Below are 20,736 nucleotides of genomic sequence, written 5' to 3'. Positions count from 1 at the left end.
AGTTGAATAATAGGAACGGAGTGAAGAGTTTGGATAAAAACCAATTAGGAATCGAATACATGCAGGAAGGTAAGTGGGAGGATGCCGCAAAGGTTTTCGTGGAGGCGATTGAAGAGGCTCCGGAGGATCCCGTTTCATACATAAATTTTGGTAATCTTCTTGCTGTTGTGGGTGAAACAGAAAAGGCATTACAATTTTTTCAAAAAGCAATTGAATTAGACGAAAATGCAGCCGCCGCCTATTATAGTGCAGGAAATGTATATTATGAAAACGAGCAATTCGATCAGGCAAAAACAATGTTCGAAACAGCAATGAAAAGAGGCTTAGATTCATCAGATAACTTCTTTATGCTAGGCATGTCCCTAATTGCTATGGAGCAGCCGTTGAAGGCTCTTCCTTATTTTCAAAGGTGCACGGAATTAAATGAACAGGATGCAGAAGGTTTTTTTCAGTATGGACTTTGTTTAGCGAACCAAAGTTACCTTGATGAAGCCATTGAACAGTTTGAAAAATGTATCAAGATCGACCCACAGCATGCAGATGCTTTTTATAATCTAGGCGTCGCATACGGATTCCAGGAAGATGGCGACAAAGCTTTAGCTATGTTTGACAAGGCATTGGAAATCCAGCCAGATCATTTATTAGCAGGTCACGGGAAGCGTTTGATTGAAGAGGCTGGGCAGTAATGGGACAAGGACGATGTCATTGACGGTAAGGAGGGGAACATAAAGGTGGAGAAACAGGATTCACTTGATTTATATGCGGAACAGGGAAAGTTTATCAAAGGGAGACCGATTGTAACCATTTTTCATAATGAACAAAATTTGTATACGGTTCTCAGAATCAGAGTCGAAGAAACAAATGAAAATTATGAAGATAAAGAAGCGGTGATTACTGGCTACTTTCCGAAAATCCATGAGCAGGAAGTGTATATTTTTTATGGAGAGATGAAGGAGCATCAAAAATTTGGACTTCAATTTCATGCTACACATTTTCGGAAGGATATACCGCAAACAAAGCAAGGAGTTGTCAGCTACCTTTCAAGTGAGCTTTTCAAGGGGATTGGTAAGAAAACAGCTGAGAAGATTGTTGATACGCTTGGTGAAAACGCGATTACGAGGATCTTAAACCAACCTTCCCTCTTAGATCAAGTTCCTAAACTTCCGCCTGATAAAGCAAAGGATTTATATGACACCTTGATGGAGCATCAAGGGCTTGAGCAGGCAATGATTGCGTTAAATCAATACGGATTTGGCCCTCAATTATCGATGAAAATATATCAGGCGTATAAAGATCAGACCATAGATGTAATCCAAACGAATCCATATAAGTTGGTAGAGGATGTAGAGGGAATTGGCTTTGCTCGTGCAGATGAACTCGGGCACCAGCAAGGAATTACTGGAAATCATCCAGACCGAATAAAAGCAGGCTGTCTTTATATTCTGGAACAGGAATGTATGCAAAATGGTCATGTATTTGTCGACGCTGAACAGCTTTTAGTCAGTGTGCAAAAGCTTCTCGAAGAAAATCAACGTGATCAAATTGAATATGCCGATATCACAAGTGAATTATTAAAGCTTGAAGAAGAAGGAAAAATAATCGTTGAAGAAAAAAGGTTTTATTTGCCTTATCTCTTTTTTTCAGAAAAGGGCCTTGTGACAAGTATTAAGAAGCTGCTTGAGCAAAAGGAATATGAGGATCAATTTCCTGAATCGGAGTTCTTGCTGGCACTTGGAAATTTAGAGGAACGAATTGGTGTTCAATATGCACCCACGCAAAAGGATGCGATTCAAACAGCCCTTATGTCGCCGTTGTTATTATTAACCGGCGGTCCCGGAACCGGAAAAACAACCGTCATTAAAGGGATTGTCGAATTATATGCTGAGCTGCATGGCTGCTCACTTGATCCAAAGGATTATAAAAAAGAGGAGCCATTTCCATTTTTGCTTGCTGCACCCACTGGACGTGCTGCAAAACGAATGACTGAATCAACCGGTCTACCGGCTGTAACAATTCATCGACTACTGGGATGGAATGGAAGCGAGGGCTTTGATCATCATGAAGACAACCCGTTAGAAGGGAAAATCCTCATTGTAGATGAAACGTCTATGGTGGATATTTGGCTGGCTAACAAGTTATTTAAAGCCTTGCCGGAGCATATACAGGTCATTCTTGTCGGCGATGAGGATCAGCTTCCTTCAGTAGGCCCAGGGCAGGTATTACGAGATTTGCTTCATTCTAATGCGATTCCAACTATTCGTTTAACGGATATTTATCGTCAGGCAGAAGGATCCTCGATAATTGAACTGGCACATGAAATTAAAAAAGGGAACTTGCCAATGGATGTCAGTGTTCAGAAGAAGGATCGCTCTTTTTTTCGTTGTCATACGGGGCAGATTGCCAATGTAATTGAAAAGGTTGTCTTAAATGCCAAGAAAAAAGGGTATCTGCCAAGGGATATTCAAGTCTTGGCACCCATGTATAAAGGACCAGCAGGCATTGACAGTTTAAATGAGATGCTGCAGGAAATCCTAAATGGAAATCCGGATGGATCCCGCAAAGAGCTGGTCTTTGGCAGTACAAAGTATCGGGTCGGGGATAAAGTCCTTCAGCTCGTCAATCAACCTGATAAGCATGTGTTTAATGGTGACATGGGCGAAATTGTGTCTGTTTTTTATGCAAAAGAGAATACGGAAAAGCAGGATATGGTAGTAGTTTCCTTCGAAGGCGTCGAAATAACCTATACGAGACAGGATCTAAATCAAATCACGCTTGCTTATTGCTGCTCTGTGCATAAATCACAGGGAAGTGAATTTCCGATTGTGATTCTGCCAATTGTGAAAAGCTATTATCGAATGCTGCAGAGAAATTTAATTTATACCGCCATTACAAGGAGTAAACAATTTTTAATTCTTTGTGGTGAAGAAGATGCACTAAGACTCGGTGTTGAGCGCGCTGATGAACAATCCCGCAAGACCACTTTGGCTGAGAAGTTGCAGGAGATAAAGGCAAAAGTGGTATCTGTTGAGGCGGAGCTTCAGCAGACTGACATGACCTATGAAGAATTGATGATGAATGTTGATCCAATGATTGGAATGGAAAATGTAACACCCTACCAGTTTATGTAAGAAAAGAGTATCCACGGATGCTCTTTTTTGTCATATCAAACGTGATTGATATTGGAAAAGCTTTCTTCTTATGTTTTAGAGGCTTCAGCAGATAATAGTAATGTTCGGAAGGGTGGGGATTATCTTTGCGGACGTTTTCTTTATTAAAGGGACTTCCTGTATTTGAACTAAAATCAGGTTCAAAAATTGGAGAAATCTGTGACTTAAATATATCAAATGACGGTATGGTTAGAGGTTTGCTGATCAAAAAAGGCGTTTTCTTTAAAAAAACATATAAAATCAATGTGAAGGATGTATCTTCTTTTGGCTTTGATGGGGTAATGATTGAAGACCGTAATATTTTAGAACCATTAACAGATCCAAAGGAATACACGTTTGAAAACCAGAGACGATTGCTTGGCAGAATGATGATGACGAGCGAGGGAGAACGTCTTGGTTTCTTAGAAGATGTATATTTTCTGGAAGAAGCGGGAACGATTATAGGGTATGAATTATCGGATGGCTTCTTTTCAGACATCATAGAAGGAAAACGTGTGGTGAAAGCTGATAAACCGCCTGCAATTGGGAAGGATGCCATCATAGTGAAGGTTAAATAACTGTGAGGTGTTCGAATGTTTAAATGTCCTAATTGTCAGAGTAAGGATATCGGAAAGATTGGCATCAACCAATATTACTGCTGGAATTGTTTTATTGAGCTTACTCTTTCAAATGGGTTGATCTTGACCCATCAAGTTGAAGAAGATGGTTCACTAAGCTCACTTGATGATCTGTTTGATGAAGATGAACGTCGGTTTATCCTATAAAGTTTGAGGTGAATTTTATGAATAAAGTGATAACTTCCATGCTTGCAGTGAGTGCTGGAGTAGCCGCTTATAATTATGTGCAAAAAAATAACCTCGTTTCGAACCGGCAAATGCGGAAAATGAAAAAAGGCTTGAAAGCATTATTCTAATAGATAAGGGATAACCTATATTGGGTTATCCCTTATTCATATCATATTTAGAGTAAAAAGATTCGCCAAATAGGTATAAAATATGCATTTGCCTTCACAATAAGGAAAGGAGGCGATAAGCGTTGAATATCTCTTTAAAATGGTATTACCGTTTAGGTTTTCTGCTCCTTTTTATGATTGTGCTGTTTATTTTTATTAAACTGCAGCCTATTTGGCTTCCGATAGTAATGGTCATTTTTAAGATATTGTTTCCGTTTATCGTGGCAGCTTTTATTACCTATCTTCTTCATCCGATTATTGAAAGAATCCATGAAGGAGGATTACATAGAGGAATGGCTGTTTTTATTATTTATTTTCTTTTTTTTGGCGGAGTTGGCTTTGCTGTTTATAAAGGGCTGCCAGAGATTATTAAACAATTGAAGGATTTGGCTGAGAGTGTGCCAGAGCTTACCAATCAGTATCTTGACTTTGTTAATTATGTTCAACATAAAACAGCTGCCTGGCCGGATGGAATACAGGAACGAATTAACGAAGGGATTGTATCCATAGAGCAAAGCTTAGCGGCTATCCTTACCAATGTAATCAATTCTATTCTAGAACTGGTTAGTTCGCTTTTTACGTTCGCCATTATTCCTTTTATATCATTTTATATGTTGAAGGATTATGTATTGATAAAAAAAGCAGTATGGTATTTAACACCAAGGAAATGGCGGCAGGGAGGAATCATTCTCTTACGGGATATTGATAAATCTCTTGGCAGTTATATAAGGGGGCAGACACTTGTCTGTGTTATGATTGGTACAATATCTGCTTTATTATTTTGGTTTTTTCATATGAAATATCCGTTACTGCTTGGGCTTATTATTGGTATTACAAATGTAATCCCATATTTTGGACCGGTTATCGGTGCGATACCGGCTGTCATTATTGCCTCTACTTTATCAGTGAAAATGATGATTATTACTGCTTGTATAATCTTTTGTATGCAATTTTTAGAGGGGAATATTCTGTCACCGCTTATTGTTGGGAAAAGCCTTCATATGCATCCACTTATCATCATGCTTGCTCTTTTTGCCGGAGGGGAAATAGGTGGAATACTAGGCTTGATATTATCCGTGCCGATTGTCGCGATTTTGAAAGCAAGCTTACTTCATATCAAAAAACATTTCAGTAAAAAGAATACGATTGATCTTTTCAAACAAAATGATACAAGGGAAGAAGTATAAATGCGACGAGAGAATTTGATTAGGTTCAAATATTGACAAGCTATTGAGAATATCGCATAATGCGTAATATAATCACACTTACATAATAAAACATGAAGAAGGAACGAGTATGTTAGAGCCCATCTAGTGATGTAACACGTAAGAGAGGAGCTTCCGAGGCTGAGAGAAGCTCTAGATGAAGAATAACAGAATGCTAATCCTGAGTGCAGCTAATCACTGCCGTCATACCGCGTTAAGGTGATATTGAGAGATGAATGTGTGTTTGCATTCATAATCAGGGTGGTACCGCGAGCCAAAGCTTCTCGTCCCTGTCCAGGGAAGAGGGCTTTTTTTGTGTGGAAAATTAGAAAACAAATAGGAGGATACTAAAGTGAAAAGACATACAGGAGCAGAAATTCGTCAGATGTTTTTAGATTTCTTTAAAGAAAAAGGACATGCGGTTGAACCGAGTGCTTCGCTTGTTCCCCACGAAGACCCATCATTATTATGGATCAACAGTGGAGTCGCAACACTTAAGAAATACTTTGATGGTCGTGTGGTTCCTGAAAATCCACGTATCACAAATGCACAAAAGTCGATTCGAACAAATGATATTGAGAATGTTGGGAAGACAGCCCGACACCATACATTCTTTGAAATGCTGGGGAACTTTTCAATCGGTGATTATTTTAAAGAAGAAGCCATTGAATGGGCTTGGGAATTTCTAACCGATGAGAAATGGATTGGGTTTGAAAAGGAAAAGCTATCTGTTACGATTCATCCTGAAGATGAAGAGGCTTTTGAACTGTGGAACCGTAAAATCGGGATTCCAGAAGAGCGGATCATCCGTTTAGAAGGAAACTTTTGGGATATCGGAGAAGGTCCGAGCGGTCCTAATACAGAAATCTTTTATGACCGCGGCCCCGAATTTGGAAACGACCCCGAGGATCCGGAATTGTATCCAGGCGGAGAAAATGATCGTTATCTAGAAGTGTGGAACCTAGTTTTTTCTGAATTCAACCATAACCCTGATGGCACATACACTCCGCTACCAAAGAAAAATATTGATACAGGGATGGGACTGGAACGTATTACTTCAGTCGTACAAAATGTAGAAACAAACTTTGATACGGATTTATTTATCCCGATAATTCGTGCAACAGAGGAAATATCAGGTGCACAATATGGTAAAGAAAAAGAGACAGATGTTGCCTTTAAAGTAATAGCTGACCACATTAGAACAGTTGCCTTTGCCATTGGTGATGGTGCTATTCCATCAAATGAAGGACGCGGCTATGTTTTAAGACGTTTACTGCGTAGAGCGGTCCGTTATGCGAAACAAATAGGCATCAATCGTCCGTTTATGTTTGAGCTTGTAGCTATCGTTGGTGAAATCATGGTTGACTTCTATCCTGAAGTCAAAGAAAAACAAGCGTTTATTGAGAAAGTCGTGAAAAATGAGGAAGAACGCTTTCATGAAACCTTACATGAAGGGTTAGCTATTCTAGCTGAAGTGATGAAAAAGGAAAAAGACAGAGGAAGCAGTAAAATTTCCGGTGCCGATGTATTCCGCTTATATGACACATATGGTTTCCCTGTTGAATTAACAGAGGAATACGCGGAAGAAGAAGGCATGACTGTTGATCATGAAGGTTTTGAAAATGAAATGGAACAACAGCGTGAACGTGCACGATCTGCACGTCAGGATGTTGATTCAATGCAGGTTCAAAGCGGTGTCCTAAGTGAAATTAAAAATGAAAGTAAATTCGAAGGATATGACCAGCTGCAATTAGAAGCAAACGTTATCGTGTTAGTAAAGGATGGTCAAGTAACAGAGGAAGTTCAAGCTGGTGATGAGTTCCAATTTATCCTTGACCAAACTCCATTCTATGCAGAAAGCGGCGGTCAAATTGCGGATAAGGGAATCCTTGCTGCTGAAGGAATAAAGGTTGATGTGCTAGATGTACAAAAGGCACCGAATGGCCAGAATCTGCATCGTGCCATCGTGGTCGAAGGTAGTCTTAAGGTCAATACAACGGTATTTGCCTCTGTTCATGAAGAAAATCGTTCTAAAGTAATTAAAAACCATACAGCAACACATTTGCTGCATCAAGCACTTAAGGATGTACTTGGTACACATGTTAATCAAGCAGGTTCATTGGTAGAGCCTGATCGTTTACGCTTTGACTTTTCTCATTTTGGTCAGGTTCAGCCTGAAGAGCTAGAACGAATTGAAGAAATTGTTAATGAGCAAATTTGGAAAAGCATTGGTGTTGATATAAGCTATAAAGGAATTAATGAAGCAAAGGCAATGGGAGCAATGGCCTTATTTGGTGAAAAATATGGTGATATTGTCCGGGTTGTTAAAGTGGGCGATTTCAGTCTTGAGCTTTGCGGAGGCTGCCATGTTCCGAATACGTCAGTTATTGGGTTATTTAAAATTGTTTCTGAAAGTGGGATTGGTGCCGGTATCCGACGTATCGAAGCTGTGACAGGTGAAGGTGCTTATAGCCTGATGAACAATCAAATTAGCATTCTAAAAGATGCGGCTGCAAAATTAAAAACAAATCCTAAAGAAGTGCCGGCTAGAATTGAAATTTTACAGAATGAAATAAAACATCTTCAACGTGAGAATGAATCTTTAGCCACAAAATTGGGCAATATTGAAGCGGGCAATCTTGTATCTAAAGTGAAGGATATAAACGGGGTTCCTGTATTAGTAGCAAAGGTTCAAGGGACAGACATGAATAATCTCCGTAATATGGCCGATGATTTAAAGCAAAAGCTTGGAAGCGGTATTGTTGTTCTTGGTAGTCCTGCAGAAGACAAAGTTAATTTAATTGCCGGAGTAACAAAGGATTTAATGGATAAAGGTTATCACGCGGGTAAACTCATTAAGGAAGTAGCTGCAATCTGCGGAGGCGGCGGTGGAGGCCGTCCAGATATGGCACAAGCAGGAGGAAAAGACCCTGCTAAATTGGATGCAGCATTAGAATATGTAGAAGAATGGGTGAAATCCGTTTGATATTGTCAAAAAGTAGTGTAAAATATATACAACTACTATCATAAATAATTGCAAGAATTAGTGTTGATTATGGTTGTGTTTCCTCTACAAAAAGTGAGGTGTAAATAATGAGCTCATTTGACCAAACAATGAGATTCAATTTTCCTGAAGAACCTTTTGAACATAATGTCAAGGAAGTGCTTTTCCAAGTATACGAAGCTTTACAGGAGAAAGGCTATAATCCGATTAACCAAATTGTTGGTTATCTGCTATCGGGCGATCCAGCCTATATTCCTAGACACCGGGATGCACGGAATATGATACGTAAACTGGAACGGGATGAAATTATTGAAGAATTAATGAAATCCTATTTGAAAGAAAACAAAGCATAGGACATGCACAAGATGGGATAAAAGACAGTAGGATGCTGCTACATTCTTCTGTATCATTTGTTTAGCTTAAAGAAAAACAAGGCACTTTTGGATAGTGGAAGGTGCCTTGTTATATGATAAAGTGTACATACAAATCGAGACCGCTTTTTGAACAGGAAAATGGTATTCATCACATTTCTTTTCGAAATAAGATGCATCAAAATTGTGAGGGATCATAAATGCGAATGATGGGCTTAGATGTTGGTTCCAAAACGGTTGGCGTTGCATTAAGTGATGCTTTTGGCTGGACTGCGCAAGGATTAACAACAATAGCAATTAATGAAGCTGAAGGGGAATATGGCTTCAGTGAAATGGAAAAGCTGATTAAAGAAAATGAAGTTAGTACGATTGTAGTTGGATTGCCCAAAAACATGAATGGAACAATTGGTCCACGTGGTGAAGCGAGCCAATTTTATGCAGATGAGCTGCATAAACGATTTGGTGTTCCAGTTGTACTTTGGGATGAAAGGCTAACAACAGTTGCGGCTGAGAGAGTGTTGCTTGAAGCGGATATGAGCCGTAAGAAAAGGAAAAAAGTTATTGATAAAATGGCAGCTGCTATGATCCTGCAAGGATATTTAGATAGTAAAAATTAATGAGGTGAATAATATGAACCACGGCGAAAATAATATTACAGTAGTAGATGAAGAAGGAAACGAGCAATTATGTGAAGTACTATTTACATTTGACTCTGAAGAATTTGGCAAATCCTATGTTCTTTATTATCCAATTGGTGCAGATGACGATGATGAAGAAATTGAAATTCATGCTTCTTCCTTCACTCCGAGTGAAAACAATTCAGATGGTGAATTAATGCCGATTGAAACGGATGAAGAGTGGGATTTAATCGAAGAAATGCTTAATACCTTTATGGATGAGCAGGAAGAAGAAGAATAAAAAACAGACCGGCCAATTGGCTGGTCTATTTTTTTTATTGGCTATGTTAAAACAGTATTGTGATTTTGTTAGCCTGTTGATTGCAGTGGAAGGCACGAAGACTCCTGCGGGAGAAGCGAGACAGTCGAGACCCCGCAGACACGAAGTGTCGAGGAGGCTCGGCGGTCGCCCGCGGAAAGCGAAGTGCCTGGAACGGAAATCAACTACTTTGTTAAATAGAGTCTATATAGTATAGGGAGCAGTCTGAACTTTTTTTTACGTTCATTTAAAAATATAGTATAATGATTCGAGAAATATGTAAAACCCTGATGAATGGAGGGGAACGGGTGAAGAAAAAAGAGAATAATGACGAAAAAACAGGATTTACGAATAAATTAATGGAACGTCAAAATGAAGCAAAGGTTGTCCGTAAGGTAGTTGCCATTATATCTATTTCTATTTTCTTAATTGCAATTCTTGTATTTGGCGGAGGGTATTTTTATATTAATTCCGCATTAAAACCAGTTGATCCGGATAGTAAAGAGGAAAAAAAGATTGAGATTCCAATAGGTGCTGGTGTTACTAATATTTCACAAATATTAGAGGATAACGGGGTTATCAAGAATGCCCGCGTATTTAAATATTATGTAAAGTTTAAGAATGAATCTGGCTTTATGGCTGGTGAATATGTCATGACTCCTTCGATGACACTACCACAAATCGTAAACAGCTTAAAAACGGGAAAAGTAATGCAGAAGGCTGTTTTTAAGATAACCATTCCCGAAGGAAAGCAGCTGACTGAAATTGCCGAAATCATTGCTAAAAATACAAGCTATAAATCTGAAGAAATTTTAGCTGTGTTAAATGATCGGACATATATTGAATCCTTAATATCACAATATCCAGAATTATTATCGAATGAAATGTTGAATCCGCTCATTAAATATCCACTTGAAGGATATCTATTTCCAGCTACCTATCCATTTTACAGGAAAGATCCTTCTATTGAAGAAATCGTCCAAGTGATGCTGAATAAAACTAAATCTGTAGTCGATGAATATCGAATGCAAATGGAAGAAAAACAGATGACAGTTCATCAGGTATTGACGATGGCTTCCTTAATTGAAGAAGAAGCAACGGCAAAGGTTGATAGAGACCAAATCTCAAGTGTTTTCTATAATCGAATAGATTCCGGCATGCCTTTACAAACAGATCCAACCGTTCTGTATGCCAAAGGAGAGCATAAGGAAAAGGTTTATTATAGTGATTTAGAAATAGAGGATCCTTTTAATACGTATATTAATCCTGGATTGACACCAGGTCCCATTGCGAACGCAGGGATTTCCTCAATCGAGGCAGCGTTGGAACCAGCCGATACCGATTTTCTCTATTTTCTAGCTACACCTGAGGGCGAAGTGCTATTCTCCAAAACACTTACCGAGCATAATGAGAAAAAAGCAGAGCATATCCAATAAAGGAAGAAAGTTCTAGCGTATAAAACGTGAACGGGGAGTGACGATTATTGGCATTTCCCGTTCATTTGTGTTAAAATAGTTCAAGTGTTCTCAAAATCATTTTACGAGTAGCGTAAACACAGTTATGCAGCTAATTCTGCAATCGTTAAAATCGAGTTCCTCGTTTAACGTAATTTCTGTGAAACGCTATTTTTTCATGTTTCACAGATTGAGGTGGCTATATAATGAAAAACGATAAGTTACATGCCTATATAGAAAATTTAATTCCGGAACGTCCGGAATTTTTCATAAATATCGAGGCTTATGCTGCTGATAACAATGTTCCTATCATGGAAGTTGCTGGAATGGAAGCAATGCTGCAATTTCTCCGCATTGCTCAACCGAAAAAGATTCTTGAAGTAGGTACAGCGATAGGCTATTCAGCGTTACGAATGGCACATGCGATTCCTGAAGCAACGATTACTACGATTGAACGGGATCATGAGCGAGCAGCGTTAGCGCAGCAATATATTGAGCAGTATGGAAAAAAAGAGCAAATAAAGATCATCCTGGGAGATGCTCTTGAGGTTGAAGAGGCTGTTGCTTCAGAAGGGACATATGACGTGATTTTTATTGATGCCGCAAAAGGACAATATAAACGTTTCTTTGAACTGTATGCAGGCTATCTGACTGATCAGGGTGTCATTGTAACAGATAATGTTCTATTTAAGGGCCTTGTAGCAGAAGAAACGATTGAAAGTAAACGAACAGCAAATCTAGTAAAGAAGATTAAGCTGTTCAATGAATGGCTAATGAATCATCCTGATTATCACACAGTTATTTTACCCGTTGGAGACGGTGTAGCAATAAGTAAGAAGAGGTGAAGAACGTGAAAAAACCAGAATTACTCGTAACACCAGCAGATGTAAATCAAATCCTTCCACTGATTGAAGCAGGAGCAGATGCATTTGTCATTGGTGAACAAAGATATGGACTACGTTTAGCAGGTGAATTTTCCCGTGAGCAAGTAGTGGAAGCGATCAAAATGGCTCATGAAAAAGGAAAAAAAGTATATGTGGCGATGAATGCCTTATTTCATAATGAAAAAGTACCAGAACTTGCCGGCTATCTTCAGTTTTTACAAAATGCGGGGGCAGATGCTGTCATTTTTGGTGATCCTGCTGTATTGATGGCGGCAAGAGAAGCTGCTCCGGATTTGAAGCTTCACTGGAGTACTGAAACAACAGGAACGAACTGGTACACCTGTAACTATTGGGGACGAAAAGGAGCAAAACGAGCAGTCCTTGCTAAGGAGATCAACCTTGATGCGATTCTTGAGATTAAAGAAAAGGCTGAGGTTGAAATTGAAGTACAGGTTCATGGAATGATCACGATGTTCCAGTCGAAACGATCACTTCTTGGTAATTACTTTGAGTATCAAGGAAAAGTAATGGAAGTTGAAAATCGCAAGCAGGAAAAAAATATGTTCCTACACGACAAAGAACGTGAAAATAAATATCCTATTTTTGAAGATGAAAATGGAACCCATATTATGAGTCCAAATGATATGTGTGTTATTGATGAGCTTCAGGATATGATTGAAGCGGGGGTAGACTCCTTTAAAATCGACGGTATTCTTCATGACCCATCCTATGTATTGGAAGTAACGAAGCTATACCGAAATGCCATCGATACTTGCTCAGAGGATCTGGATGCATACGAAGATATGAAGACCGAATTACTGGAGAAAGTTGAAGAAATTCAACCAGCACATCGCCCGTTAGACACAGGCTTCTTCTTTAAGGAAACGGTCTACTAATAGAAAAGCGGAGCCGCCTTGCCCAGGGACGACGGAGCTAGATCATAACGAAAAGCGGAGTTCATATAGCAGAAAGTTAGAAAGGGGATTACTATGTCCATTACGAAAGAGCCAATTTCACAAATCGTGAACGGTAAACGAATGGTTGTGAAAAAACCGGAACTATTAGCACCTGCTGGTAATCTTGAAAAATTAAAAATTGCCGTGCATTATGGTGCGGATGCCGTATTTATTGGAGGTCAGGAATACGGTCTTCGCTCAAACGCTGATAACTTTACTTTTGAAGAAATGAAGGAAGGCGTAGAATTCGCCAAAAAATATGGTGCAAAGATATATGTAACAACAAATATTATTGCTCACAATGAGAATATCGATGGACTTGAGGACTATATGCTCGGTTTAAAAGAAGCGGGTATCCATGGTATTATTGTTGCTGACCCGCTTATTATTGAAACCTGTCAGCGGCTTGCTCCAGAAATTGAGGTGCATCTAAGCACACAGCAATCCTTATCAAACTGGAAGGCAGTCCAATTTTGGAAGGAAGAAGGTCTTCAGCGTGTCGTACTTGCCCGTGAAACAAGTGCTGAGGAAATTCGTGAAATGAAAGAAAAAGTCGATATTGAAATAGAGACCTTTGTACATGGTGCGATGTGTATCGCGTATTCCGGAAGATGTACGTTAAGTAATCATATGACTGCACGGGATTCAAACAGAGGCGGATGCTGTCAATCTTGCCGTTGGGATTACGATTTGTACCAATTGAACAATAATGAAGAAGTAGCTTTATTCAGTGAAGATGATTCACCGTTTGCGATGAGCCCAAAAGATTTAAACCTTATTGAATCTATTCCAAAAATGATTGAATTAGGAATTGACAGCTTAAAAGTGGAAGGAAGAATGAAATCCATTCACTATATTGCGACGGTTGTGAGTGTTTACCGTAAAGTGATTGATGCATATTGTGCTGATCCGGATCATTTTGTTATCCAAAAAGAATGGCTTGAGGAATTGGATAAATGTGCCAACCGCGAAACTGCTCCTGCATTTTTTGAAGGAGTTCCAGGGTATAAAGAGCAGATGTTTGGAAATCATAGCAAAAAGACAAGCTATGATTTTGCTGGACTCGTACTAGATTATAATTCAGATACAAGTGTAGTAACACTGCAGCAGCGCAACCATTTCAAACCAGGACAAGAGGTAGAATTCTTCGGACCTGAAATAGAGAATTTTACACAGGTGATTGAAAAAATTTGGGATGAAGATGGGAATGAACTAGATGCAGCGCGCCATCCTCTTCAAATCGTTCAATTTAAAGTCGATAAGCAGGTCTATCCAAATAACATGATGCGTAAAGAACTGTAGACGAAACATAGGAAAAAATGACCTTATTTTCAAGAATTTAAGTTAAAAAACTGAAGTATTATTGCATAATAATCATTTTTATGCAACAATAGCATAAATAATTATTACCTTTTATTATCAATCACAAAATGCGCGTTCTATTAAGGACGCGCATGTATATATTTTAATCAAATAAGAGGTATTTGCTCATACTTAAATTGGGATAACACAATCTAATGGGGGTTGTGAACACTAGAAGGAGTGAAAGGTTTTGGCAGTAGAAAAAGTATTTCCAATGACACAAGCTGGTAAAGAAAAGCTTGAGCAAGAGTTAGAACATTTGAAAACGGTTAAACGTAAAGAAGTAGTTGAAAGGATTAAAATTGCCCGCAGTTTCGGTGATTTATCTGAGAACTCTGAATATGATTCAGCAAAAGAAGAACAGGCATTTGTTGAAGGTCGTATTACAACAATTGAAAATATGATTCGTAATGCAAAAATAATTGGAGAAGATGAATTGAACAGTGATACGGTTCAATTAGGAAGCTCTGTTACCTTTATCGAACTTCCAGATGGTGATGAAGAAACCTATACAATCGTTGGAAGTGCAGAAGCAGACCCTTTTGAAGGGAAAATTTCAAACGACTCTCCAATTGCAAAAAGTCTACTTGGCCGTAAAGTAGGGGATCAAGTATCTGTCCATACTCCTGGTGGAGAAATGAACGTAAGAATCGTTACAATTAAATAATTCTGAAAGTATTGTTTATAATGAACACACCTCGTCAACACTTTTGACGAGGTGTTATTTATTATGTGGAAAAAAAGAGCAATCATAATGGTCTCTCTCTGCCTGGTGTGTTTTGCTTTGCTGTTAGGTAGATTAATGCAATTGCAGCTTTTTGAGACAAAGCATTTTTCCAAACATGGCATCAATTTATTAGAGGAAAGCGTTTCGCAAAGGTCACAGTCCATCGTAATCGATAGCGGCAGAGGAGGCTTTCTAGATAAGAATGGAAAGGCATTAACACATCAAAATATTCCGGTACTCATTCTTTTCCCTTTCTTAAAAAAAACAGAGTGGGATGTTCAAAAGGTTGCTTCTATTGTTGGTGTTACATCCTTCAAACTGATCAATGCTGTAGAAGGGGCTAAAGAGCCCTTTGCTTTCGGGGATCCAAATCCTTTGCGATTAACAAAGGAACAAATGGAAAAAATCAATCGCTTGCAAATCCCCGGTGTTTTTGCAGTTGAAAAGAAGTTTGCACTTGATACGAATCCTGCGGAGCATATTATAGGAATTACAGGAGAAAATGAAACATTAGTAAAAAAACGCTACCCGGATAAAAAGGTTTCTCCTAAAACTTCAATTGGCCTAACGGGACTAGAGAAGAGCTTTGATGAGTTTTTATTACCTGAAGGAGAAGCAAAGCTTGTGTATCATGTGGATGCAAGTGGAGGCCCCTTATTTGGGATAAATGTGAAATATGTCGAGCCCGCAAACCCCTTTTATCCAATCAATATTAGAACAACGATTGACTATAATCTGCAACAGAAGGCAGAAGAATTGGTTGATAAACATGGAATTAAAAAAGGAGGTCTTGTGCTGCTGGATATTGAGACAAATTCTATTCTCTCAATGGTATCACGTCCCAGAATCAACAGTAATGACCCATTTAATGAAACCACAAGCGGTACGCAAAACCTGATGTTAAAGCAGCAAATTACGGGATCTGTGTTTAAAACGGTTGTAGCAGCTGCGGCCATTGAGAATCAGCTTGATGATCCCGGAAGATTGTTTGATTGCGGCAGGAAAATCAATGGTGAGATCGATTTACATTATCAATACGGTCAATTAAATATGGATGATAGCTTTGCCAAAAGCTGTAATAATACCTTTGCAACATTAGCGAAGGAGTTACAGGAAAAGAATCCGAATATCCTTGAGGAATTTGCTAAGAAACTTTCATTTATTGGTCCATCTGGATGGGAAGGGGATATTTACCATTATGAGGATTTTAAACAGCTTCCAGATGAAGACAATGGACGAGTATTTTTGTCAGATGAAGCAAGGACAGATCGAAACTATGTAGGTTTAACCGGGATTGGACAGCATGAAGTTCGGGCCACGCCGCTGGCAGTTGCCAATATGATGGCAACGATAGCCAGAGGTGGAAAAAAGGAAACAGTCCGTGCAGCTTCCTCTATCGAATATAAAAATGGGACCTCTTTACTATCCTTTAAAGAAAAGGAACAGACAGGAGACAAAATTTCATCGTATACGGCAACAAAGCTGCAGAGGCTTCTGCGTTATGTTGTGACCCATGAAGAGGGCACGGGCAGATGGTTTCAGAACCTGCCATATGAGGTGGCAGGAAAATCGGGTACCGGTGAGACAGGTAAATACATAGGAGAAAAGCAGCTTCACAACAAATGGTTTGCGGGCTATTTTCCTTATCAAACTCCCCGATATGCGCTGGTCGTTGTAAATCTTGATGTTTTGGAAAATGAAGGGGGCGTAAACCTTCTTTATTCAGATATGGTAAAATCAATTTATGAATATGATCAAAACCAAAAAGAGTGAAACCTTTGGACCTTTTTTTCGGCTAAATCCTGTGATATAGTTGAATCTGTTTTTAAAGAATAATGAGTCATTTCCATATTCATGTTACATTAAAGTAGAAGCTTTTTGGGAGAGGAGAATAAACAGTGAGAGACAATAAACAGCCCTTAGATGAAAAATCACGTTCGATGGTTCGGACGAAAAGGCGAAAAACCAATATTATTTTAAATAGTTTAATTATCATTGTATTTTTATTAATTATATTTGTTTCAGTCAAGATATTCTTTGGTGATGACGAAACAGCCAGCGAGAAGAAAACCCTTGCGGGAGCTGACAGCAGCATTATCAAAGACCGATCAGAAACGGTTAATGCAGATAAGCAGTCAGATCAGCCAAAAAACACTGAAAAGAATAAACAAGATCAAGAAAAAATAAATGCTGACGATGATGAAGAGCAGGATGATCAAGCAGCAGAAAATGAAAAGGAACAAAATAAAGATATTAAAAAAGAAAAAGATAAAGAAAAAGATAAAGATAAAGAAGATGCTGAAGACCAAGAGGTAATTACAGAAGGGGGCAGCGACCCTGATGTATCAAAGACGATAGTAAATCCTGCCTGGGAGCCTGTGGAGACCACGCAAGCAGCTCCGAATCCAAATGAATACGGCGGACAAAATTGGAATGAAATGGTGCAGGCGATAACATATGCAACCGGGATTGATGAAAGTAATATGACAATCCTATTTCTTGGAAATAATGGACCAAATAAATCGGTTGGAACCATTCTTCAAAAGGATACAAAACAGAAATACCGAGTTTACATTGACTGGGTAGATGGCTCAGGCTGGCAGCCGACGATGGTTGAAGAATTAAACGGATAGCAGAATAACAAAAGAGGGAGCATGTCTCCCTCTTTTGTTATTCCTATCTTACATATACTTTTCAAGCTTAAGATCTAGAAATAAGGTTATTTTTTGATTAGCATCTTTTAGATTAATATTTCCAATTTCTACAATTCGTTTAAGACGATAATTTAATGTGTTGGTGTGAATGTTTAATGCTTTGGCCGCTTCATGTACATTGCTGTCATGGTTCAAATAGACTTCAAGTGTATGAACAAGATCATAATGATATTTTTCATCGTATTCATGGAGCTTTTTTAAAGCGTAGTTTTCATAGTCGTCCGTTAGTACCTTGTCACGTAGTAAATCAAGATATTTGAAAATCCCTAGTTCTTGATAACTATGAATATGTTTGACCTCAGATGGGAATTTATCTTTAATGGTCAGGACCGTTAACGCCTGCTGATACGCCTTTTCAACCTTCATAAAGTCATTATATAATCCACTGCAGCTTGGGATTATGGATTCAACCGAATATCGTTCCTTCATTATTTCAGGGAACCATTCACAGAGTTTGTTTAGCTTTTGCTGTGGATGGTCGGATTCATGCAGTGAAGTCAGCAATAGTAGCTGAGAGTGATCAAAGGTATAAAGTAAAATTTTTGGCTCCTGCCTCGTTGTTAAGAGATAAATGATTTTCTTCTCGTCTTCTGCTAATATATCTTTTGAAAATTGAAAGATGACAATAGCAAATAGGGAAGGCGGAACCAATTGAAGGGAATGAAACTTCTCGATAATATTGTCATTTGACGGGAAATGACTTGTTAATAGCCTCCAAAAAAATTCTTGGTAACGCTCTTCTCTCATATTTTTTCGATTATGCATCTTGAGGAGAATATTCTTCGTTGCATCTGCAGCTTGATTAAGAATCAGTAAGTCTTTATCCTCGAAAGGTTTCTCTCCTTCTATTGCCCAGATAAACCCAAGCACTTCATCTTTTTTCCAAATTGACACGGCTAATCGGTCTCTTAAACCAATCTCATCCATTGATTTCACTCGTATGGGTTCACGACTAGATAATAATAAGGGAATAGTTCCTTCCTTCCATAATTGATTGATAACCTTTTCTGGCACTCTCCGCTGCATGATTGTTGAAGTTCTAACACTATCCGTTCTAAGGTCATGAGTGCTGTAGGAGAGAAGATTATGATTGGCATCTTCAATCGTAATGGGGCAATGGAGTACTTTACTGACATAATCCGCAAGTTCGTCTAAATGATTAAAGCTTGTATGAAAAGGGTTATGGGCCATACTTTATCTAACCTTTCTGGCAACGTACATTACATTTTATTTGCTTTAAAATGGACTACAGCAGAGTATAGAGTTCTGCCATTTTCATCCACATGCATCTGATGTGAAACCGAATGAACCTTTAGTAAAATAGCTTTATTCACTTCTATTTGAGCATTTATTTTTTTCTCAAGTGTTTTTATATCATGGGCTTCATAAAATTCTACCTTGTCCTCAATGAAATCAAGTTGAAAATTCATCTTTTGACTCCCTTTCTTCTATGTATTTATTGTATGTATTATTCAAAAATAAAATTATACTACACTTTATTCGTTTATAGTATGTGGTTTAGATATATGTTTTGAAAACAAATAAATTTACTGTATACTTTTAAGAATGGAATAATGTGTCGTAAGATAAGGATACTCCGACTAATAAAGATATGAAAGAGGTATTAATGCATGAAAGTAGCCATTATTGGAGCAATGGAAGAAGAAGTAACAATCCTGAGGGATAAAATAGAAGGCCAAAAGGTTGAAGTGATTGCGGGATCAGAATTTACTTTCGGTATTATGGACGGAGTTGAGGTTGTATTACTTCGTTCAGGGATAGGGAAAGTTAATGCAGCCATGTCAACGACTATTTTACTTAAAAAATATAAACCGGACTATGTGATAAATACAGGATCTGCAGGTGGATATGATCCAAATTTAAATATTGGGGATCTTGTTATTTCAACGGAGGTACGTCATCATGACGTCGATGTCACCATTTTTGGCTATGAATACGGTCAAGTGCCGCAGCTGCCAGCTGCTTTTGCAGCAGATGCGGAGCTGATAAAGGTCGCGCAGGAAGGTGCAAAGGAAATCAGTGGCATTCAAACCGCCCAGGGCCTAATTGCAACAGGTGATTCCTTTATGAATGATCCTGTCCGTGTAGAATTTGTACGTGAAAAGTTCAATGATTTAAAGGCTGTGGAAATGGAAGCAGCCGCAATTGCGCAGGTAGCACATCAATTTGGTGTACCCTTCGTAGTCATCCGTTCCTTGTCAGATATTGCTGGTAAGGAATCCAATATTTCATTTGATCAATTTTTAGAAAAGGCCGCATTGAATTCAGCCAGTCTCGTAATAAGAATGGTAAATCTATTAAAAAATCGTTAATTTTATTTAAATAACAAAGGAGACTAGTTTAAACTACAGTCTCCTTTGTTATTTCTAATATTTACATCATCTGTTCCGTTTCATTATATGTTAAAGTAATTTAGTAGATAACGAGAATGAGAACTTCATTCTGATAATGCTGACAAAGCAGGTGATGACATGCATCAAGCGAAGGAATATTATGAGAAAATGGTTGATTTTAAGCAGTACGCAAAGGTTATGCTTGCAATCAGTGCTTTCTTTTATTTAGGTGTTTTATTACCAACTATAGACAAAAGTCAAGTGGAAGTCATTATGATGATGATCATAACGACAGTTTTCCTTGTCGGTGCCGTTTTTTTCTTAATGCGATCTAAAAGCTATTATAAAAAACTTCTTGAAACAGAAGAAGGGCAGGATTTTTTAATAAAAAAGTAAAGTAACGTCCAATGTATTGGACGTATTTTTTTTGTACAATAAGCGCCTAGCCAATGGTCAGGCGCTTTGCACTTTTTCTTTTTGTAAGGGCTTCCAAAATGTAACGAAACTTTCACATTCACAGCTCTTTAAATGATTTTAAATATGGTAAATTCAAACTATACAAACTTACTATCAGGGGTGTGTGAAATGTTTATTATGGTCATGTCTTTTATTATTGTTGGTGCAATCGGGTGTATTATTTCTGCAGAAGT

The 20,736-nt window shown here is 38.3% G+C and carries 21 protein-coding genes; 19 read left to right on the top strand and 2 right to left on the bottom strand.

The genetic code is table 11. The annotated features are described in order from the left end of the window. The first annotated feature begins 29 nt into the window (after nucleotides 1-29). The 17 genes from ACHUFV_RS08045 to ACHUFV_RS07965 all read left to right on the top strand — a co-directional run bounded on the left by ACHUFV_RS08045 (nucleotide 30) and on the right by ACHUFV_RS07965 (nucleotide 17,651). Nucleotides 30-686, top strand: a complete 657-nt coding sequence (locus ACHUFV_RS08045; protein ID WP_394233060.1) for a tetratricopeptide repeat protein — start codon at nucleotides 30-32, stop codon at nucleotides 684-686. Between the two features lie 45 nt (nucleotides 687-731). Continuing rightward, nucleotides 732-3,128: an SF1B family DNA helicase RecD2 gene (gene recD2 / locus ACHUFV_RS08040; protein ID WP_394233059.1), complete on the top strand. Its 2,397-nt coding sequence runs from the start codon at nucleotides 732-734 to the stop codon at nucleotides 3,126-3,128. A gap of 125 nt (nucleotides 3,129-3,253) precedes the next feature. Then, complete coding sequence (locus tag ACHUFV_RS08035) at nucleotides 3,254-3,724, top strand: PRC-barrel domain-containing protein (RefSeq protein WP_394233058.1); 471 nt, start codon at nucleotides 3,254-3,256, stop codon at nucleotides 3,722-3,724. A gap of 15 nt (nucleotides 3,725-3,739) precedes the next feature. Further along, a complete protein-coding gene (locus tag ACHUFV_RS08030; RefSeq protein ID WP_338451523.1) occupies nucleotides 3,740-3,931 on the top strand; it encodes a hypothetical protein in 192 nt (63 codons plus the stop codon). A gap of 17 nt (nucleotides 3,932-3,948) precedes the next feature. Next, nucleotides 3,949-4,080: a YrzQ family protein gene (locus ACHUFV_RS08025; protein WP_394233057.1), complete on the top strand. Its 132-nt coding sequence runs from the start codon at nucleotides 3,949-3,951 to the stop codon at nucleotides 4,078-4,080. Nucleotides 4,081-4,202: 122 nt separating this feature from the next. Next, entirely contained in the window at nucleotides 4,203-5,306 is a 1,104-nt protein-coding gene (locus tag ACHUFV_RS08020; protein WP_394233056.1) for an AI-2E family transporter, read from the top strand. A 370-nt stretch (nucleotides 5,307-5,676) separates the two neighbouring features. Then, entirely contained in the window at nucleotides 5,677-8,310 is a 2,634-nt protein-coding gene (gene alaS, locus ACHUFV_RS08015) for an alanine--tRNA ligase (RefSeq protein ID WP_394233055.1), read from the top strand. A 107-nt stretch (nucleotides 8,311-8,417) separates the two neighbouring features. After that, on the top strand, nucleotides 8,418-8,681 hold the full coding sequence (locus tag ACHUFV_RS08010) for an IreB family regulatory phosphoprotein (RefSeq protein ID WP_394233054.1): 264 nt from the start codon (nucleotides 8,418-8,420) through the stop codon (nucleotides 8,679-8,681). Nucleotides 8,682-8,899: 218 nt separating this feature from the next. Continuing rightward, nucleotides 8,900-9,316 (top strand): Holliday junction resolvase RuvX, encoded by a 417-nt coding sequence (ruvX, locus tag ACHUFV_RS08005; protein WP_394233053.1) that lies wholly within the window; start codon nucleotides 8,900-8,902, stop codon nucleotides 9,314-9,316. A gap of 13 nt (nucleotides 9,317-9,329) precedes the next feature. After that, nucleotides 9,330-9,617 carry a DUF1292 domain-containing protein gene (locus tag ACHUFV_RS08000; RefSeq protein WP_394233052.1) on the top strand — a complete coding sequence of 96 codons (288 nt, stop codon included), beginning with the start codon at nucleotides 9,330-9,332 and terminating at the stop codon, nucleotides 9,615-9,617. Nucleotides 9,618-9,943: 326 nt separating this feature from the next. Further along, entirely contained in the window at nucleotides 9,944-11,071 is a 1,128-nt protein-coding gene (gene mltG, locus ACHUFV_RS07995) for an endolytic transglycosylase MltG (protein ID WP_394233051.1), read from the top strand. 224 nt (nucleotides 11,072-11,295) lie between these two features. Next, nucleotides 11,296-11,934, top strand: coding sequence for an O-methyltransferase (locus ACHUFV_RS07990; protein WP_394233050.1), 639 nt, complete (start codon nucleotides 11,296-11,298; stop codon nucleotides 11,932-11,934). A 5-nt stretch (nucleotides 11,935-11,939) separates the two neighbouring features. Beyond that, the gene (locus ACHUFV_RS07985; RefSeq protein ID WP_394233049.1) at nucleotides 11,940-12,869 is read left to right on the top strand and encodes a peptidase U32 family protein; all 930 of its coding nucleotides are present in this window, start codon (nucleotides 11,940-11,942) and stop codon (nucleotides 12,867-12,869) included. A gap of 93 nt (nucleotides 12,870-12,962) precedes the next feature. Next, on the top strand, nucleotides 12,963-14,231 hold the full coding sequence (locus ACHUFV_RS07980) for a peptidase U32 family protein (protein ID WP_394233048.1): 1,269 nt from the start codon (nucleotides 12,963-12,965) through the stop codon (nucleotides 14,229-14,231). Nucleotides 14,232-14,481: 250 nt separating this feature from the next. Continuing rightward, nucleotides 14,482-14,958 (top strand): transcription elongation factor GreA, encoded by a 477-nt coding sequence (gene greA / locus ACHUFV_RS07975; protein WP_394233047.1) that lies wholly within the window; start codon nucleotides 14,482-14,484, stop codon nucleotides 14,956-14,958. A 63-nt stretch (nucleotides 14,959-15,021) separates the two neighbouring features. Then, a complete protein-coding gene (locus tag ACHUFV_RS07970) occupies nucleotides 15,022-16,791 on the top strand; it encodes a peptidoglycan D,D-transpeptidase FtsI family protein (RefSeq protein ID WP_394233046.1) in 1,770 nt (589 codons plus the stop codon). Nucleotides 16,792-16,916: 125 nt separating this feature from the next. Next, nucleotides 16,917-17,651 (top strand): YrrS family protein, encoded by a 735-nt coding sequence (locus tag ACHUFV_RS07965; protein WP_394233045.1) that lies wholly within the window; start codon nucleotides 16,917-16,919, stop codon nucleotides 17,649-17,651. A gap of 48 nt (nucleotides 17,652-17,699) precedes the next feature. Here the strand turns inward: ACHUFV_RS07965 and ACHUFV_RS07960 are convergent, their stop codons facing one another. Continuing rightward, nucleotides 17,700-18,923 carry a PucR family transcriptional regulator gene (locus ACHUFV_RS07960; protein WP_394233044.1) on the bottom strand — a complete coding sequence of 408 codons (1,224 nt, stop codon included), beginning with the start codon at nucleotides 18,921-18,923 and terminating at the stop codon, nucleotides 17,700-17,702. Between the two features lie 29 nt (nucleotides 18,924-18,952). Next, a complete protein-coding gene (locus ACHUFV_RS07955) occupies nucleotides 18,953-19,162 on the bottom strand; it encodes a YrzA family protein (RefSeq protein WP_394233043.1) in 210 nt (69 codons plus the stop codon). Nucleotides 19,163-19,363: 201 nt separating this feature from the next. Between ACHUFV_RS07955 and mtnN the strand changes: the two genes are divergently transcribed. Both mtnN and ACHUFV_RS07945 read left to right on the top strand, forming a co-directional pair. Beyond that, nucleotides 19,364-20,065: a 5'-methylthioadenosine/S-adenosylhomocysteine nucleosidase gene (gene mtnN, locus ACHUFV_RS07950; RefSeq protein ID WP_394233042.1), complete on the top strand. Its 702-nt coding sequence runs from the start codon at nucleotides 19,364-19,366 to the stop codon at nucleotides 20,063-20,065. A 159-nt stretch (nucleotides 20,066-20,224) separates the two neighbouring features. Beyond that, nucleotides 20,225-20,482, top strand: a complete 258-nt coding sequence (locus ACHUFV_RS07945; RefSeq protein ID WP_394233041.1) for a YrhC family protein — start codon at nucleotides 20,225-20,227, stop codon at nucleotides 20,480-20,482. Nucleotides 20,483-20,736 lie beyond the last annotated feature (254 nt).

It is taken from the genome of Niallia oryzisoli, from assembly GCF_043641075.1.
Lineage (GTDB): Bacteria > Bacillota > Bacilli > Bacillales > Cytobacillaceae > Bacillus_BD > Bacillus_BD oryzisoli_A.
The sequence above is the reverse complement of the archived record's forward strand: the minus strand, read 5'-3'. Positions and strand labels throughout refer to the sequence as shown.

What these genes read in the sequence shown, in the direction of transcription:
- ACHUFV_RS07960 (WP_394233044.1), bottom strand. Translation starts at nt 18,923, where the DNA reads ATGGCCCATAACCCTTTTCATACAAGCTTTAATCATTTAGACGAACTT.
- ACHUFV_RS08030 (WP_338451523.1), top strand. Translation starts at nt 3,740, where the DNA reads ATGTTTAAATGTCCTAATTGTCAGAGTAAGGATATCGGAAAGATTGGC.
- ACHUFV_RS08000 (WP_394233052.1), top strand. Translation starts at nt 9,330, where the DNA reads ATGAACCACGGCGAAAATAATATTACAGTAGTAGATGAAGAAGGAAAC.
- ruvX (WP_394233053.1), top strand. Translation starts at nt 8,900, where the DNA reads ATGCGAATGATGGGCTTAGATGTTGGTTCCAAAACGGTTGGCGTTGCA.
- ACHUFV_RS07955 (WP_394233043.1), bottom strand. Translation starts at nt 19,162, where the DNA reads ATGAATTTTCAACTTGATTTCATTGAGGACAAGGTAGAATTTTATGAA.
- ACHUFV_RS07970 (WP_394233046.1), top strand. Translation starts at nt 15,022, where the DNA reads ATGTGGAAAAAAAGAGCAATCATAATGGTCTCTCTCTGCCTGGTGTGT.
- ACHUFV_RS07980 (WP_394233048.1), top strand. Translation starts at nt 12,963, where the DNA reads ATGTCCATTACGAAAGAGCCAATTTCACAAATCGTGAACGGTAAACGA.
- mtnN (WP_394233042.1), top strand. Translation starts at nt 19,364, where the DNA reads ATGAAAGTAGCCATTATTGGAGCAATGGAAGAAGAAGTAACAATCCTG.
- ACHUFV_RS08010 (WP_394233054.1), top strand. Translation starts at nt 8,418, where the DNA reads ATGAGCTCATTTGACCAAACAATGAGATTCAATTTTCCTGAAGAACCT.
- ACHUFV_RS08025 (WP_394233057.1), top strand. Translation starts at nt 3,949, where the DNA reads ATGAATAAAGTGATAACTTCCATGCTTGCAGTGAGTGCTGGAGTAGCC.
- ACHUFV_RS07945 (WP_394233041.1), top strand. Translation starts at nt 20,225, where the DNA reads ATGCATCAAGCGAAGGAATATTATGAGAAAATGGTTGATTTTAAGCAG.
- ACHUFV_RS07990 (WP_394233050.1), top strand. Translation starts at nt 11,296, where the DNA reads ATGAAAAACGATAAGTTACATGCCTATATAGAAAATTTAATTCCGGAA.